Annotated in this window: 11 protein-coding genes; all 11 read left to right on the top strand. The window is 34.8% G+C overall.

The features are described 5' to 3' along the window. Positions 1 to 42 precede the first annotated feature (42 nt). Positions 43 to 2,139 carry a methyl-accepting chemotaxis protein gene (locus tag DFR80_RS03505; RefSeq protein WP_114489223.1) on the top strand — a complete coding sequence of 699 codons (2,097 nt, stop codon included), beginning with the start codon at positions 43 to 45 and terminating at the stop codon, positions 2,137 to 2,139. A 33-nt stretch (positions 2,140 to 2,172) separates the two neighbouring features. Next, positions 2,173 to 4,656 (top strand): glycoside hydrolase family 2 protein, encoded by a 2,484-nt coding sequence (locus tag DFR80_RS03500; RefSeq protein ID WP_114489222.1) that lies wholly within the window; start codon positions 2,173 to 2,175, stop codon positions 4,654 to 4,656. Positions 4,657 to 4,755: 99 nt separating this feature from the next. Continuing rightward, positions 4,756 to 5,880: an aldo/keto reductase gene (locus tag DFR80_RS03495; protein ID WP_114489221.1), complete on the top strand. Its 1,125-nt coding sequence runs from the start codon at positions 4,756 to 4,758 to the stop codon at positions 5,878 to 5,880. Between the two features lie 41 nt (positions 5,881 to 5,921). Beyond that, positions 5,922 to 7,118, top strand: coding sequence for an AGE family epimerase/isomerase (locus tag DFR80_RS03490; RefSeq protein WP_114489220.1), 1,197 nt, complete (start codon positions 5,922 to 5,924; stop codon positions 7,116 to 7,118). Between the two features lie 21 nt (positions 7,119 to 7,139). Then, positions 7,140 to 8,342, top strand: coding sequence for a glycosidase (locus DFR80_RS03485; RefSeq protein ID WP_114489219.1), 1,203 nt, complete (start codon positions 7,140 to 7,142; stop codon positions 8,340 to 8,342). 154 nt (positions 8,343 to 8,496) lie between these two features. Further along, complete coding sequence (locus DFR80_RS03480) at positions 8,497 to 9,483, top strand: glycoside hydrolase family 130 protein (RefSeq protein ID WP_114489218.1); 987 nt, start codon at positions 8,497 to 8,499, stop codon at positions 9,481 to 9,483. 225 nt (positions 9,484 to 9,708) lie between these two features. Further along, on the top strand, positions 9,709 to 11,262 hold the full coding sequence (locus DFR80_RS03475; protein ID WP_114489217.1) for a hypothetical protein: 1,554 nt from the start codon (positions 9,709 to 9,711) through the stop codon (positions 11,260 to 11,262). A gap of 69 nt (positions 11,263 to 11,331) precedes the next feature. Continuing rightward, entirely contained in the window at positions 11,332 to 12,249 is a 918-nt protein-coding gene (locus tag DFR80_RS03470; protein ID WP_108138777.1) for a sugar ABC transporter permease, read from the top strand. Between the two features lie 11 nt (positions 12,250 to 12,260). Then, a complete protein-coding gene (locus tag DFR80_RS03465) occupies positions 12,261 to 13,127 on the top strand; it encodes a carbohydrate ABC transporter permease (RefSeq protein ID WP_199505768.1) in 867 nt (288 codons plus the stop codon). Between the two features lie 89 nt (positions 13,128 to 13,216). Further along, positions 13,217 to 13,960, top strand: a complete 744-nt coding sequence (locus tag DFR80_RS03460; protein ID WP_108138772.1) for a response regulator — start codon at positions 13,217 to 13,219, stop codon at positions 13,958 to 13,960. Positions 13,961 to 13,980: 20 nt separating this feature from the next. Further along, positions 13,981 to 16,206, top strand: a complete 2,226-nt coding sequence (locus tag DFR80_RS03455; protein ID WP_108138770.1) for an alpha-galactosidase — start codon at positions 13,981 to 13,983, stop codon at positions 16,204 to 16,206. Positions 16,207 to 16,214 lie beyond the last annotated feature (8 nt).

Genomic DNA, 16,214 nt, shown 5'->3' with positions numbered 1-16,214 from the left:
AAGCTTTATTGATTTAAAAATTGAAGGCAGGGGGAGAAAAGTATGTCTGCTCAAAAGCAAAATAAAAATTTATCTTTTTTTAACTCACTAAAATGGAAAATTTCCGCTATTATTGTTTTAATTCTATTACTGGTGCTGGGAACAATCAGTTATTTAACTTTTAATTCAGCTTCAGAAATCGTTAGAAACCAGATTGACGAAAATATTAATTTAGTCGCCTCTTCTTATCAAACAAATGTTGAATCAATGTTAAAAACTCTTGACAGGCAGATTGACAGTATAAGTTCTGACAGCAGTTTTAATGGCTACTTCGAATTAATGGAAGGACTTTATCCCGGCAGTGAAGCAGAGCCGGCAGCAGGTGAAGAATTTGTTGTAAATATAGATACCTTTATGGGTATGCAGTATTCTACAGCCGGAGCCTTAAGATCTGTCAGAAAGAATATAGAAAATATCGAATATGCTTACCTGGTAATGGCAGATGGAACAGTGATTTCAGATTCCAGAGCCTATTCAGCTCAGGCTTTAGAAGATCATGATCATTACTTAAAAGAAAAGTTGGATCCAGATTTATATAAGAATATAAGTTTTGGCAGCATACATAACGACAATAATCAGAATTATCTACTTTATAATTCACCTATTTATGCAGATGATGGTGAAACTATCAGCGCTTATATAGTACTGGCCTTAAATCCAGAGATAGTTTATTCCGAACTGCAGAGTTTAAATGTTGAAAATGCTGAAAATTATAAATTGATTAATTCTGATGGGCAGATCATTAGAGCACAAAACAGAGAGCTTTTCGCGTCTAAAATAGATAATAACTGGTTTGTAGAGGAGAGAACAGATCAAAACAGCACCACTTCAGAAGAAGTTGGAGGTTATTATCTGCTTAAAAATCAGATTAGAGAAAATCTGGCTCTGGCAGTTGAAATACCTACCGAACAGATGCTGGCTCCAGTCAGCAGACTCGGTCGAACTATCTGGACAGTTTCGGGAATCTCTTTAGTTCTGGCTCTATTAGTAACTTTCTTTTTTATCAGCTGGCAGCTTAAACCACTTTCCTCTTTTATGGACTCATTTAGAAAGATGAAAAATGGTGATCTGAGAGAACAGGTTAAAATGGGCAGAAAAGATCTCAAACGAAAAGATGAGATTGGAATTATGGCCGGTATTTTTAATGAAATGCTGGAGGAATTAAACAAGCTGGTGGTTGATATTAATCAGCAGGCAGAAAACCTGAATTCCTCTGCCGAAAAAATGGACCAAAACAGCAGAGAAGTTAATAAAGGGGCAGAAGAGGTGGGACTGGCTGTAGAAAATCTTTCTGCAGGCTCGGAAGAACAGCTGGCTCAGATTGAAGAAAGCAATAACAATGTTCAGCGTTTAAATCAGGAAATAAAAGAAGTTGATAAAAATGCCGAAGAAATTGCTTCTGGAGCAGATGAAGTTCTAACAAGTATTGAAAAAGGAAACCAGACTGTTTCCAGCTCAATCAATAATATCAATGATTTAAGCAAAGAAACAAAAGAGGTCGCAGAATTAATTCAAAACTTAGGCAGGATGTCCGAAGAAATTGGTGATATTGTAGTTTTAATTAACGATATTTCAAATCAGACTAACCTGCTGGCTCTAAATGCTGCCATTGAAGCAGCAAGAGCAGGAGAGGCTGGTCGAGGTTTTTCTGTTGTTGCTGATGAAATCAGGTCTCTGGCAGAAGAATCTGCTGGGGCGACAGAGAAAATATCTAAGTTAATAGAAAAAATACAGCTGGGAGTTAATGAAGCTGTTAATTCTATGGATCAGAATGAAGAACTGGTTGGAGCCAGTGTGGAAAGCATAGAAGAGACAAATAGTATTTTTAAAGAAATTAGAAATGTTTCCAACAGTCTCGGCCGCTCTATCAATAATGTTGTTGATCGGATTAGTTCAATGAGAGAAGAGAGTGAAAATGTAGAAAATGCAATTAATGACATAGCCAAGGTGACCAGGGACTTTGCTTCCAGTTCAGAACAAATTTCGGCTTCAACTCAGGAACAGGCAGCCTCTACAGATGAAATATTAAGTACTGCTGGAGAATTGAAGTCAATGTCTGAGGATTTATTAAACAATATTAATGGTTTTGATGTTGAATAATTAGGATCTTTCAAACTACAATGGGGTGAGATTATGAAAAAATTATCATTAAACGGAAGCTGGGATTTAAAGCAGAGTGATCAGCAGCAAAAAATTGAGGCAGAAGTCCCTGGCTGTGTGCATACTGATTTAATTAATGCGGGGCAGATCGAAGATCCATTTTACCGAAATAATGAAGAAAATTTGATGTGGATTGGAGAAAGTGACTGGGATTACAGCAGAAAATTTAATTTAAGCGAAGAATTTCTTGCGGCGAAGAAAATTCTGCTTAATGCAGAGGGACTGGATACTCTGGCTGAAATTTATATTAATCAGCACAAAATTGCAGAAACTAATAATATGTATAGAAACTGGGAATTTGAAATTAAAGAGTACTTAGAGGTGGGAGAAAATGAGATTCGAGTTCATTTTAATTCTCCGCTGCCCTATTTAAGAAAAAAAGATGAAGAATTTCATATTCCAGCCTGGAGTGTAGGTGACCACCGCCTGCATGGAGGTGGCTGGCTGCGCAAACAACCCAGCAACTTTGGCTGGGACTGGGGACCGATGCTGGTTACAATGGGGATCTGGAAAGATATTGGGCTGATTGCTCTTGATAAAGCAAGAATTGAAGAAATAAAGGTCGAGCAGCAGCATCTGGAAAGTGGTAGTATAGAATTGGCAGTTGATCTGCAGACAGAAAAGGTGGCAGCTGAAGATTTAAATGTAGAAGTTAAGTTTATGCTGGCAGATAAGAATGTTTATAAAAATCATTTCGAAATTGAAGGAGAAAAAGCAAAGATAGAATTTGAAGTAGAAGAGCCTGAACTCTGGTGGCCCAACGGAATGGGAGAACAGCCTCTCTATGACCTCGAAATTTCAATTTATGACAGTGGTGGTCAGAGACTGGATTCTGTTCAGAAAAAGATTGGTTTAAGGGAGCTTGAGCTAATTACTGAGGATGACGAGTGGGGTCAGTCCTTTAAATTTAGAGCTAACGGCAGAGACTTTTTTGCCAAAGGTGCTAACTGGATACCTGCAGATGCTTTTGTATCCAGAGTTAAAAGAAAAGATTATCGAAAACTATTAGAATCTGCAGCAGAAGCAAATATGAATATGCTCCGTGTCTGGGGTGGAGGACTTTATGAGAGTGATGACTTTTATGAGATCTGTGATGAACTTGGTTTAACAGTCTGGCAGGATTTCATTTTTGCCTGTGGAACCTACCCCAGTTTTGACGATGATTTTATGGCCAATGTTAAAGTTGAAGCAGAAGAGAATGTAAAAAGAATCCGCCACCATGCTTCACTTGCTCTCTGGTGTGGAAACAACGAAATTGAGCAGGGAATAGCAGCTGATAAGTGGGACAGCGAAAAAATAACTATGCCCTGGGATGACTACCAAAAGTTATTTGACGAACTGCTGCCGGAAGTTGTAGCTGACCTTGATCCACAAACCGATTACTGGCCTGGAAGTCCCCACAGCCCTGAGGGTGACCGCAATGACTTCAATAACCCGGACTGGGGAGATGCTCACCTCTGGGATGTCTGGCACGGTAAAAAGCCATTTGAATGGTACAGAACCTGTGAGCACCGCTTTAACAGCGAGTTTGGTTTTCAGTCATTTCCGGAGCCCAAAACAGTCTACGGCTATACAGAAGCAGAGGACCGCAATATAACTTCTTATGTTATGGAACATCACCAGCGCAGTGGTATTGGTAACTCGACAATAATGCACTATATGCTGGACTGGTTCCGCCTGCCTGTTGGATTTGATAATGTTCTCTGGACAAGTCAGATTCTGCAGGGACTGGGAATCAAATATGCAGTGGAAAACTGGCGCCGCAATATGCCGCGGGGGATGGGAACTCTCTACTGGCAGTTAAATGACAACTGGCCGGTAGCCAGCTGGTCTTCACTTGACTATCACGGCCGCTGGAAGGCCCTGCACTATATGGCCAAAAAGTTTTATGCGCCACTTTTAATATCAGGAATAGAAAACACTGAAGATTCAACAGTTGAGATTCATGTTACAAGTGATAAATATCAGGATTTAAAAGGAAAGGTTAACTGGCAGTTAAGAGATGTCAGCGGCCAGCTGATATTAGAAAACTCTTTTGCAGCAGAAATTAAGGCTGCAGGCAATCAGCATTTTAGAACTTTAGAACTCCAGGACTATGTTGATCAGCATGGTGCCAGAAATTTAATGCTCTGGCTGGAGTTAGAGGTTGAAGGAGAGATAGTTGCTGAGAACTTTGTTTCTTTTGCCAGACCAAAGCATATGCAGCTGCAGGAGCCAGATATTAAAACGGAAATTAAGCGTCTGGAAGCCGGCAGATACTGGATCAATTTAAGCGCAGAGAAAACTGCTCTCTGGACCTGGCTGGAGTTGAAAGGTAGTGACTTAGATTTAACTGATAACTTCTTTCATCTCTATCCCGGCAGAGAAGTAGAAGTAATAGCAGAAATAGATCAGGACCTGAGAGTAGATGAATTTGAATCTAAGCTGACTGTTAGCTCATTAATCGATACTTATTAAAAAAATAACTTAATAAATTAAGTATAAAGGGGTTGAATTACTGAGATTTGTTTAGCTTAGTAATTCAACCTTTTAAATTTAAAAAATGGAGGAATAATCATGCAGTATACAGAATTTGGTAATACAGGGATCAAAGTTTCAAAGTTAGGTTTTGGCGCAATGCGGCTGCCGATGATTGAAAAAAATGGAGAAAAAGATGTAGATTATGATCGGGCTGTAAAAATGATCAGAGAAGCAATTGATCTGGGAGTGAATTATATTGATACTGCTCCCTATTATTGTGAGAAAAAAAGTGAGATCGCAGTTGGAAAGGCTCTTAAAGATGGTTATCGTGAAAAAGTATATTTATCTACCAAAAATCCTATTGAAAATGAGTCCGGAGCTGACTGGAGAAAGAGACTGGAAAAATCTCTAGAAAAATTGGATACAGATTATATAGATTTTTATCATATGTGGGGAATTAGCTGGGAGGATTATCAAGATAAAATTGATGTTGAAGATGGCCCAGTAAAAGCTGCCTATCAGGCAAAAGAAGATGGGTTAATCAAGCACATTTCATTTTCTTTTCACGATGATGCAGAAAATCTCTTTAAATTAATTGATACCGGTCATTTTGAGACAATGCTGGTCCAGTATAATTTGTTAGATCGCAGTAATGAACAAGCGATCAAGTATGCTCAGGATAAGGGAATGGGAGTGGTTGTGATGGGTCCTGTTGGTGGCGGTAGACTTGGAGCACCTTCAACAAAGTTAGATAAATTAATGGATTCCTCAACAAGTACAGTAGAAACAGCTTTAAGATTTGTTTTTTCTAATCAAAATGTAAATATAGCTCTTTCTGGTATGGAAAACATCGATATGGTAAGACAAAATGTCGAGATTGCTTCTAATCCTGATCCCTTAAGTAGAGAGGAACTGGCTGATGTTAAAGCAATGCTGGAGCAAAACCAAAAACTGGCTGATCTTTACTGTACTGGCTGCGAATACTGTTTACCCTGTCCTCAGGGAGTTAAAATCCCAAAAGTTTTTGAACTAATGAATTATCATCGTGTTTATGATTTAACTACTTATGCAAGAGATGAATATAAAAAATTAATTGAAAGTGATAAAGAAGATGAAATGGCTGCAGATGCCTGTGTTGAATGTGGAATCTGTGAGGAAAAATGCCCACAAAATATAGAGATCATTAAGCAGCTTCAGGAAAGTCATAAAGCACTGGCTTAATATGCTTTGGGATAAAGTAATTAAATCAGGAGATGATAAAAATGAAGAAAAATTTATTAGAAGAATTTGCTGATTCGGTCATCAAAGAAAAAGATAAGTTGCTGGAATTCTGGTTGGAAAATTCGATAGATGCTAAAAATGGCGGCTTTTATGGTGAAGCAGATGGTGGCCAGGTAAATTTAGAAGCGGATAAAGCTCTAATCTTAAACAGCCGTATTCTCTGGAGTTTTGCCAGTGCCTATCGGGAAGATAAAGATCCTGAATATTTAGAAATGGCCGAAAGAGCCTATGAGTATCTTCTGAAAAACTTTGAGGATCATCAGTATGGTGGCTTTTACTGGCTTCTAAATTATAAAGGCGAAGTAGTAGAAGCTAAAAAACAAATTTATGGTCAGGCTTTCTGCATCTATGCCCTGAGTGAATATTACCAGGCTGCTGAGAAAGAAGAGGCTTTAAAAAAGGCAGTCGATCTTTTTGCTCTGGTTGAAAATAAGAGTTATGATCCGGAATATGAAGGCTATTTTGAAGCTTTAAGCAGAGACTGGTCACCAGCAGCTGATATGAGTTTAAGTGAAAAAGATATGAATGTAGCTAAATCAATGAATACTCACCTGCATATTCTTGAGGCCTATACAAATCTCTATCGGGTCTGGCCTGATCCTGAGCTGAAGCAAAAGCTGGAAGAATTAATCAAGGTAACTATTAATAAGATTGTTGATCAAAATGAATATCACTTTAAACTCTTTTTTGATCAGGACTGGAGCTCAAAGTCAGATATAATTTCTTATGGTCATGATATTGAAGGAAGCTGGCTGATCTATGAAGCTGCAGAGGTGCTGGGAGAACAGGTGCTACTGGAGATTACTGAGGATTATGCTTTGAAAATGGCAGCAGCAGTTCTGGAAAACGGTACGGCTGCAGATGGAAGTATTTATTACGAAAAAGAAGGGGATCATCTTGATCGAGATCGCCACTGGTGGCCGCAGGCAGAGGCAGTTGTTGGTTTTATTAATGCCTATCAGCTGAGTGGAGAAGAAAAATTTATTCAGGCTGCAGTTAAAAGCTGGCAGTATATAATCGAAAATTTAATAGATCATCAAAATGGTGGCTGGTACTGGCTGGTTGATGATCAGGGGGTTCCCTCGCAAAAAGCAAAAATTAATTCCTGGAAGTCACCATATCATAATAGTAGAGCCTGTTATGAAATTATAAATAGAATGAGAAATATTCTTTCCTAAAAATTAATGAGGTGATAAAAAATGGATTTAATGAAAAAACTGACAAAAGATGAGTTTCAGACAAGATTGCGCTTACTGGAAAGAAAAAGAAGAAATTTAGTAGAAAGAGAAAATGAAAGAGTTGAACCCGGAAATGGAATATTTTTTCGCTATAAAAATCCTGTTTTAACTGCTGATCATACTCCTATCTTCTGGCGTTATGATCTTGATTATGAAAGCAATCCCTATTTAATGGAGAGACAGGGGATCAATGCGACATTTAATCCAGGAGCAATTAAATTAGATGATAAATATTATCTGATGGTTAGAACAGAGGGTAATGACCGCAAATCCTTCTTTTCAATTGCAGAAAGTGATACCGGAGTTGACAGGTTTGAATTCTGGGATTATCCGGTTGAGATTCCAGAAACCAAAAGACCTGATATTAATGTCTATGATATGCGTCTGGTTAAACATGAAGACGGCTGGATTTATGGTATTTTCTGTACAGAAAGAAAAGATCCAGAAGCTGAGCCGGGTAATACAACTGCTGCAGAAGCTCAGGCTGGTATAGTCAGAACAAAAGATTTAAAGGAATGGGAAAGACTGCCGGACTTAAAAACTCCCTCAGCTCAGCAGAGAAATGTTGTTTTACATCCAGAATTTGTAGATGGTAAATATGCATTTTATACTCGTCCTCAGGACGGGTTTATCAGTACTGGCTCTGGAGGAGGAATTGGCTGGGGACTGGTAGAGGATATTGAAAACCCAAAGATTATAAAGGAAGAACTAATTGATAAAAAGTTTTATCATACAATTAAAGAAGCAAAAAATGGCCAGGGTGATGCTCCAATCAAAACTGATGAGGGCTGGCTGCACATTGCGCATGGAGTTCGCAATACAGCTGCTGGACTGCGCTATGTTGTCTATGCTTTTATGACTGATTTAGAGGAGCCAACAAAGGTAATCTACAATCCAGGTGGTTATTTAATTGCTCCCCATGGGGAAGAAAGGGTTGGAGATGTATCAAATGTAGTTTTTGTTAATGGAGTAATCAGAGAAGATAATGGTAGAGTTTTAATTTACTATGCTTCCTCTGATACCCGAATCCATGTGGCAGAGACTTCTGTAAATCGTCTGCTTGATTATGTAAAAAACACCCCGGAAGACAAACTTCGCTCTGCAGCTTCTGTCCAGACAAGAAAAGAATTAATTGAAAAAAATCTAAGAATAATGAATAGCTAAGAAGTTTAAGCTGACAGGTCTTTTTGGCCTGTTAGCTTTTTGAGATATAACTGAGTAAATTACAAAAAAATCTGAATTATATTCATGTTCAAATTGATAGTTTTATAATATTATTAATTTACAGAATTAAAACAAATTGAAGGAGTGTTAATTTATGAGTGAAGAAATCAAAATTTATGGAGAAAGCCTTCCAAATATTCCCTGGGAGGAAAAACCTGCGAATTGTGACAATGTAGTTTGGCGTTCAAAGAAAAATCCAATAATTCCACGTGATGCGACTCCAAATTCTAATAGTATTTTTAATAGTGCTGTTGTTCCTTATAAAAAAGGTTTTGCTGGTGTCTTTAGAGTTGATGACAAGGCAAGAAATATGAACATTCATGCTGGCAAAAGTAAAGATGGAATTAATTGGGATATTGAACCAGAACCGATAGAATTTGACTATGATAAAGAGGAAATTGGAAAGTCAGAGTATAAATATGATCCAAGAGTGGTAGCAATGGATGGAAAATATTATGTAATGTGGTGTAATGGTTATCATGGTCCAACAATTGGACTCGGATATACTGAAGATTTTCAGAACTTTACTCAGATGGAGAATTCTTTTTTACCTTTCAATAGAAATGGTGTTTTGTTTCCAAGAAAAATAAATGATAAATATGTTATGCTAAGCCGTCCTAGTGATAATGGCCATACACCTTTTGGTGATATCTTTTTAAGCCAAAGTAATGATTTGATACACTGGGGAGAACACAGATATGTAATGGGAACAAAAGGTGGCTGGCAGAGTACAAAAATTGGGCCAGGGCCGGCTCCAATCGAAACATCAGAAGGATGGCTATTAATTTATCACGGTGTTTTAAATTCTTGTAATGGTTTTGTCTATAGTATGGGTGCTGCCTTATTAGATTTAGAAAAACCATGGCAGGTAAAATATAGAACTGAACCTTATTTACTTTCTCCACAAAAAGATTATGAATGTGTTGGAGATGTACCTAATGTTGCTTTCCCCTGTGCAGCTTTACATGATCCTGATACTGGTAGAATGGCCATTTATTATGGTGGAGCAGACACAGTAGTTGCTCTTGCGTATACTAAAATTGATGAGTTGGTAGAATTTATTAAGAATAACTCACTTTAAATACAGAAAAAAGATAATATAAGAATACTAAATGGCAGAGTGTAATAGCTCTGCTTTTTTTAGAAAAAATCTGAGTTTATTACAAAATCATTTGAGATTATTACATTTTTATTTGAAATTTTCTGATATATAATTATATTAAGTTAAATAACAGGCAAGATTATAAGTTTATAAGTAATCATAAATAGCTTACCGGTAGCTAAACTAAACTCAGGAGGAAAAAAAGTGAAGAAAAAAATTGTTTTATTATTAGTTTCACTATTATTAGTGTCTTTTATGTCAACTGCTGTGATGGCTCAGGACGAGAATTATGAAAAAGAGTATACTTATGTAATTAATACAATGAATGTAGATTCTCTACTTGAAGACCCTCGTTTGGATTTAATTAAAGAAAAGTTTAATGTTGATTTTGAATTTAGACCAGTAAACTGGGGAAATTGGGATGAAAGGGTTAGAATTTGGACTGCTTCTGGTGATATGCCAGATGTTATGTGGACTGATTTACAGAATAAATTTACTGAGTATGTCAATTGGGCAAGTCAGGGAGCATATAAACCTATTCCAAAATTTGGTGATAAATATCCTAATTTACAGGCAATCAGAGATAAATTAAAATCAGACGATTATTGGGAGATAAATGGAGAATTATATGCAATGCCAGTACCAATGGGAACGGTAGATTGGAGAGATCCTTTGGTAGATACTTTTAACTTTATCTATCGAGTTGATTGGGCTAAAGAGGTTGGTCTTTTTAACAAAGATCACGAGTATAGCTGGGATGAAATGGTAGAGATGGCTGAAGCTTTTATAGAAAAAAACCCTGGTGAAAACAGAAAAACTATTGGTATAGGTGGTATTGGTTGGGCTTGGCCCTGGTTTGCAGGTTTAAGACAAACTCATCAAATGAATACTTATACTGTTAAAGATGGAGAGTATGTATGGGCGCCTGCTCAACCAGAATTTCTTGCTGGAATAAAAGAAACAAAAAAGTTATATGATCAAGGAATAATTTGGGAAGATCAGCCGATTGCTAACAATGATGCTGCTAAGAATAAATTCATTGCTGGAGAATTAGGAATATATTTTGATAACATTAGTGTTGGAGTTTATTCTGAAATAATGAATTCTATTACTGCAGCCGATAAAAATGTAGAACTTGCCGACGTTTCCCCTATGTTTGTTACGAGTCCAAAAGGCAATTATTTTGCAGAGGAAATTTTAGATCACTGGAGTGCAACAATATATAATCCTGAGATGTCTGATGCTAAACTTGCTAGATGGTTAGAAATTGAAAATTATATGGCTGGAAAAAAAGGACAGCGACTTTCTACTTTAGGTATTGAAGGTAAAGATTATCAAATAGACGAAAACGATGAAGTTGAAATACTCTGGGAAAAAGATGAAGACGGAAATTTAATTAATCCCTATGATACAGGAGTAAGATTTTTTCAATTAACCACAATGCATGATGAATTTGACTTAAATAATCCTAATTTAGCTGATAAAATTAAAAATGATGTAAAAAGTATATTAAGAAGAAAATTAGAAGATGATGTTTATGTGAAGCCTCAACCATATGAAGTAACCTGGTTTGCTGGAGATGATTATACCAGATATAATTCTAGATTAGGAGACACGATGGCTGAAGTTAGTGATGTAATTGTATCAACAAATAGCATGGAAGAATTAGAAAATAAATGGCAAGAATATATTGATTCTAAAAGAGACACTGTTGATATAATTTTAGAAGAATTAAATCAAGAATTATTAAAAGAATAAGATTCTTTAGTCCAGGAGTTATAACTCCTGGACTACAAATCATTAACTAATATTGAGGGTGAAATTTTTATGAAAGCTAAAATTAATAATTTACTTAGTAGTATTTTTGAACATAAATATATTTATCTAATGTTAGTTCCAGGTTTAGCTTTTTTATTAGTATTCAAATATTTTCCGATGTATGGAATACAACTTGCATTTAAAAGGTATATGTTAAATGAGGGGATAACAGGCAGTCCCTGGATTGGTTTAGAAAATTTTCTGTATATTTGGAGTGAGCCAGCATTTTGGCGAGCTTTTAAAAATACCATTGTCATTTCTTTAATGAAATTAGGTTTAGGATTTCCTATAGGTATAATTTTGGCTTTATTAATTAATGAACTGAAGATGAAAAAATATAGAAGATTCTTGCAGACTATTTATACTTTTCCCCATTTTCTATCCTGGGTAATTGTATCTGGTATAATATTTAACTTTCTGGGTAATACTGGTGCTTTAAATAGTCTTTTAGAAAATTTAGGTTTAGGACAGATTAATTTTTTAATGAATAAAGGAATTTTTAGATATTTACTGGTTTATTCAGAGGTATGGAAGGAAGCTGGCTGGAGTACAATTTTATATTTAGCTGCGATTGCAGGTATTGATCCTACTTTATATGAAGCAGCGACTGTTGATGGAGCAAATCGCTGGCATAAAATTAAATATATTACCTGGCCGGGAATCCAGAATATAGTTGTGATAATGTTCATCATGACAGTCGGTAGTATTATGGTGGCGGGTTTTAATCAGGTATTTAATCTTTATAATGAAGTAGTCTATGATGTAGGAGATATTATTTCTACATATGTTTATCGGATATCTTTTCAGCAGGCACCAGACTATGGTGTAAGTACAGCAGTCGGATTATTTAATGGTGTAGTAAACTTTATGCTTTTAATGATTGCTAATACTGTAGCTAAAAAGTTTGGTAAATCAGGTATTATATAGGAGTTGATATGATGACTAAGAGAAAATTTACAGTGGTAGATATAATAATATTGATATTATTGACGATTTTTGGGCTTGCTGTTTTATATCCATTTTATAATGCTATTTTAGTTTCTTTAGTTCCTCAACATGTATATGCTGAAAGTCCTTTTATGCTCTGGCCAGATGAAATTACATTGGATGCATATAAACAGGTTTTTAATGATCAGACGCTTATTAATGGTATGAAAACAACAGTAATAGTAACATTTCTTGGAACGGTATATAATATGTTAATAACAATTTTAACTTCATATGCTTTAACAAAAGATATACCTGGACGTAAGTTTATTAATTATCTAATTTTGTTTACAATGTTTTTTTCAGGAGGTTTAATACCATATTATTTATTAATTAAAAATTTGGGTCTAATAAATAATATTTTAGTAATGGTATTACCAATGGGTTTTAATATTATGTATATGATTGTATTACGGAGTTTCTTTAATGATATACCAGATGCTTTAGAAGAATCAGCAAAAATTGATGGAGCAAATGATTTTATAATTTTGTTTAAAATAATTTTACCTCTTTCTTTACCAATTCTTGCAACATTATCTTTATATTATGGAGTAAATCGCTGGAATGAATGGTATCATGGTATGTTATTTATTAATAGTCCAGATATAATGCCTTTACAGCTTGTTTTAAGGAATATTGTTCAAGATGCGAGTAAATTTCTTCAGGGAAATACAGCTGCAATGGCAAATGTTGAAACTTTCTCAGAAGGAATACAAATGGCCAGTGTTGTAACTACAATGTTTCCGATAATGATGCTTTATCCATTTCTGCAGCGTTATTTTTTATCAGGTTTAACTTTAGGGGCTGTAAAAAGCTAGTTATATCATATATAATTTTAATGATGGATGCAGATATTTATTATTTGTATCCATTTTTCCTGCTTATTTAATCGAAAAAGGGGGTAAAAATGTATCAGGTTGTAGTTGTTGATGACGAATGGTGGATATTACAGGGAATATTAAAAACTTTTAATTTCAAGCAAATGGGGTTTAATGTATCTATGTCAAGTACTGATCCCAAAGAAGTGTTAAGATATTTAAAAAACAATAAAGTTGATGCAGTTTTTACTGATATTAAAATGCCAGAGTATTCTGGCATTGATTTAATAAAAGAAAGCAGAAAAATAGACTGCCGTTGTGAATTTGTAATAATTAGTGGCTATGCAGAATTTTCTTATGCCCAGGAAGCAATTAGAGAAGGTGCATTTGATTACTGTCTCAAACCAATTAAACAAGAAAAAGCTGATTCTATATTAAATTCACTTAATAATAAATTAAATAAAAGAAATAATAAAACATCCAAAAAAGAAAATATTGAATTTAAAAAAATTGATAATCCAGAATTTAAAAAAATGTTGAGATATATTAATAAAAATTTCAAAGAAACACTTTATTTGAAAAACTTATCACAAAAATTTGGTTTTAACTCAAATTATGTTTGTCATTTGTTTAATAAATACTTAGACAAAAGTTTTTCAGAATATTTAACAGATTTACGAATGGAAAAAGCGGAAGAATTATTAAAAAAAGAAAAATTGAGTATAAAAGAAATAGCTGCTCGAAGTGGATATAATGATTATTATTATTTTAATAAGGTTTTTAAAAAATGTCATGATTTAACAGCTTCTGAGTTTAGAAAAAAATTAAAATAACAAAATAAGGAGAGAATAAAATGCCAATTAAATTTGATCAACAGAATAAAATTTTTCATTTATATAACGATAAATTCTCATATATTATTCAGGTAGCAAAAACCGGACATCTGCTGCACTTATACTGGGGTAAAAAAGTTAATCCTGATCTTGATTATACGCATTTATTAAGAAAAGAAACAAGAGATGAAAACTTAAAAGGGGAAGCAGAGAATGAATTTTTACTCGATAATATACCCCAGGAATATCCTGCCTATGGACATTCCGACTTTAGACAGCCTGCCTATCAGGTTGAGCTGGCAGATGGAAGTAGAGTTAGTAATTTAAAATATAATGGACATCAAATAAAAACTGGTAAAGATCAATTAAAGGGATTACCGGCAACATATGTAGAAGCTGATAAAGAAGCAGATAGTTTAATTATTAATCTTTTTGATGAGGTGGCAGAATTAAAGGTTGAGTTAGTCTATAGTATTTATAATGAATATAATGCTATAACACGTTCGGCTAAATTTATTAACCAGTCAGATAAGAAGATTGAACTAAAAAGAGCATTTAGTATGTCTGTAGATTTTGCAGACTCTAATTTTGATTTAATTACAACTTCCGGAAGTTGGAGTAGAGAAAATCATATTAAGAGAAGATCTTTAATATCTGGAATGCAGTCGGTAGAAAGTACAAGAGGTGCCAGTAGTGCACAGCATAACCCATTTATGATGCTGGCCCGAAAAAATACTGATGAAAATCAGGGAGAGGTTTATGGATTTTCTTTTGTTTACAGTGGTAACTTTTTTGCTGGAGTTCAGGTTAATACTTTTGATAAAGCCAGGGCCTTAATGGGAATAAATCATTTTGATTTCAACTGGCTTTTAAAAAGTGAAGAAAGTTTCCAAACTCCAGAAGTAGTAATGAGTTATAGTGATTCTGGTTTAAATGATTTATCACAGATTTATCATAAGTTATATCGAGAAAGATTGGTTAGAGGGAAGTTTCGAGATAAAGAAAGACCAGTTTTAATAAATAATTGGGAAGCTACTTACTTTGATTTTAATGAAGATAAAATTCTTGAAATTGCTAAAACTGCTGCTGATTTAGATCTTGAATTATTTGTACTGGATGATGGTTGGTTTGGAAATAGAAATGATGATACAACTTCACTTGGTGACTGGTTTGTTGATCAGGCAAAGTTACCTAATGGACTTGCACCCTTAGCTGAAAAAATTAATAATTTAGGTTTAAAATTTGGCCTCTGGTTTGAACCAGAAATGATATCTCCTGCAAGTAAACTTTATCAAGAATATCCTGATTGGTGTATTCATGTAGAAAGTAGAACTAGAACTTTAGCCAGAACTCAGCTTGTTTTAGATTTGAGTCGAAAAGAAGTGAGAGAAAAAATTTTAGAAATGTTAACAAATATCTTAAGTAGTGCCAATATTGCTTATGTAAAATGGGATATGAATAGAAATATGACTGAAATTGGATCAGCTAAATTAGACTCAGAACGCCAGCAAGAACTGGCTCATCGTTATATTTTAGGACTATATGAAATTCTAGAAGAACTTAGAAATAGATTTCCAGAAATTTTATTTGAAAGCTGTGCCAGTGGTGGAGGCCGTTTTGACCCAGGAATGCTTTATTATATGCCTCAGACCTGGACAAGTGATAATACAGATGCTGTAGAAAGATTAAAAATTCAATATGGCACCAGTTTCATTTACCCATTGTCGTCAATTGGAGCTCATGTATCTGCAGTACCAAATCATCAACTTGCTAGAGTTACACCTTTGAAAACAAGGGCTGAAACTGCTTTTTTTGGTAATTTTGGTTATGAACTTGATCTCAGTGATTTATCTAAAAAAGAAAAGAAACAGGTCAAAGAACAGGTTAAATTTTATAAAAATAAGAGAGACTTAATTCAGCAGGGTGAATTTTATCGTTTGCTGAGTCCATTTTCAAATAGTGGAGATACAGCCTGGATGGTTATTTCTGAAAATAAAGATCAGGCTTTAGTTGGTTATTACAAAGTACTGGCAGAACCAAATGCCCCCTTTAGACGTTTAAAACTTAAGGGTTTAGATTCTAATGCGATCTATCAGATAAATAACAATGGTAAATTGTATGGTGGAGATGAATTAATGTATATCGGTATAGATCTACCAAAACAGTTTAATGGTGCTCAACCTGATGGGACAGTTTTTAAAGGAGATTTTCAGTCAAAAATATGGGAGTTAAAAAAAATTAAATAGTAAAATTG

It is taken from the genome of Halanaerobium sp. ST460_2HS_T2 (assembly GCF_003337665.1).
Classification (GTDB): domain Bacteria; phylum Bacillota; class Halanaerobiia; order Halanaerobiales; family Halanaerobiaceae; genus Halanaerobium; species Halanaerobium kushneri.
The sequence above is the reverse complement of the archived record's forward strand: the minus strand, read 5'-3'. Positions and strand labels throughout refer to the sequence as shown.